At 40.4% G+C, this 1,586-nt stretch carries 1 protein-coding gene; it reads right to left on the bottom strand.

Going from position 1 to position 1,586, the window contains the following annotated elements; all coding sequences use genetic code 11:
* The coding region (locus K8O68_RS11235) for an IS1182 family transposase (RefSeq protein ID WP_230896985.1) at positions 1–1,566 on the bottom strand (1,566 nt) is incomplete at its 3' end.
* Positions 1,567–1,586 lie beyond the last annotated feature (20 nt).

Genomic DNA, 1,586 nt, shown 5'->3' with positions numbered 1-1,586 from the left:
CTTTCTTGCGGTGTACTTCCTTAAGTTCACCGCCATAAGTGCGAACCCTATTTCATTATTAACCTTGTCTTTGCCTCTCACTGACATTCTCGTGAAATGCAAATTAGCCTTCAGAAATCCGAAGACTGGCTCTACGTCAATTTTGCGTTTTCCATAGATATCCCCAGTTTCTGTTTCAGAAAGCAATTGACGAATATACTGTTTTTGAGTCTCCCACTTTTCGTTGTAATGAACCTTTCGGCTCTTGCCCTCTTTGGCCTTCGAGCAGCTGTCTCGGAAGGGGCAGTGAGTACAATCTTCGCATTCATATACCTTAAATGTTCGCTTAAACCCCGTCTGGTCCGTTCGGTTGGAAGTATATCGATACGTCACTTTTCGTCCATTTGGACAAAGAAACATATCTTCCTCTTCGTTATAATCCCAGTTGAAAGCATGATATGGATTGTTTTTAAAAGCTTTTTTCTTCTCTTTTCGATACATGCTGTATGTAATTAGCGGGGTGCTGGAACGGTTCGTGAATACGTCTTCATAGTTTTGTTCACTTCCGTACCCTGCATCTGCGACAATGTATGAAGGCAAAGAAAAGAACCCTTGTTCAATCTTATTTAAAAAAGGGATAAAAGTCCGTGTATCTGTTGGATTCGGGAAGATATCGTACGCCAGGGTGTATTGTCCTTCTGTTGCGATTTGAAGATTATAGCCAGCTTTTAACTGCCCGTTTTTCATATAGTCATCCTTCATTCTCATAAAGGTCGCATCATGATCCGTTTTAGAATAACTGTTTCGGTCTTCAAGGATCTCCAGATCCTTTTTATATCGCGTTTTCCGTTCAATCATATCATGTACCTTTTGTCGGTACTGCTTTGGTTCTTTTCGTTCTGAACGAAGTCTTTTTCGTTCTTTTGAATCACTACTTGCCTCGATCTGTTGATCATACTTTTCAACCGTCTTGTTTAATTCATCTGCTACTTTTTCCAATTCTTCTGTTGCCAATTCTTCTTCGCTTTCACGTTCAATCGCAGGCATGATCTCCTTAGCTACCAATTCTTCATAAAGCTCATTGGACTTCTTCACCAGATCAGAACTGTAGCGCTGGACGGATTTCTTCCAAACAAACGTAAATTTATTGGCATTAGCTTCGATTTTGGTGCCATCAATAAAAATGGCCTCATTATCAATAACTTCTTTCTGAACGAGCTGCGATCTAAATTGAACAAAACACTGGCGAAGCAAGTCCTTGACATCAGGCTCAATTCTGAATCGATTAATAGTTCGATAACTAGGTTCGTAACCTTGAGCCAGCCACATCATTCGGACACTGTCTTTCAATAGAGCTTCAATTTTCCTTCCGGAAAACACAGACTGGGTGTACGCGCACAAAATAATTTTTAACATCATCTTCGGATGATAAGCCGGGCAGCCTGTCTGGCGGTAAAAACACTCAAAAGCTTCACCAGGAATAGATTCCACCAGGTCATTCACCGCAAAAGCAATATCATCTTTCTGCAATTTATAGGCTAAATCCATCGGCAAAATGACTTGATTCATGTTATAATCTTTAAACATAAGGATACCTCCGATTCTGT

Origin of the sequence: Salipaludibacillus sp. CUR1 (genome assembly GCF_021028955.1) — a bacterium.
Taxonomy (GTDB): domain Bacteria; phylum Bacillota; class Bacilli; order Bacillales; family Salisediminibacteriaceae; genus Salipaludibacillus.
The sequence above is the reverse complement of the archived record's forward strand: the minus strand, read 5'-3'. Positions and strand labels throughout refer to the sequence as shown.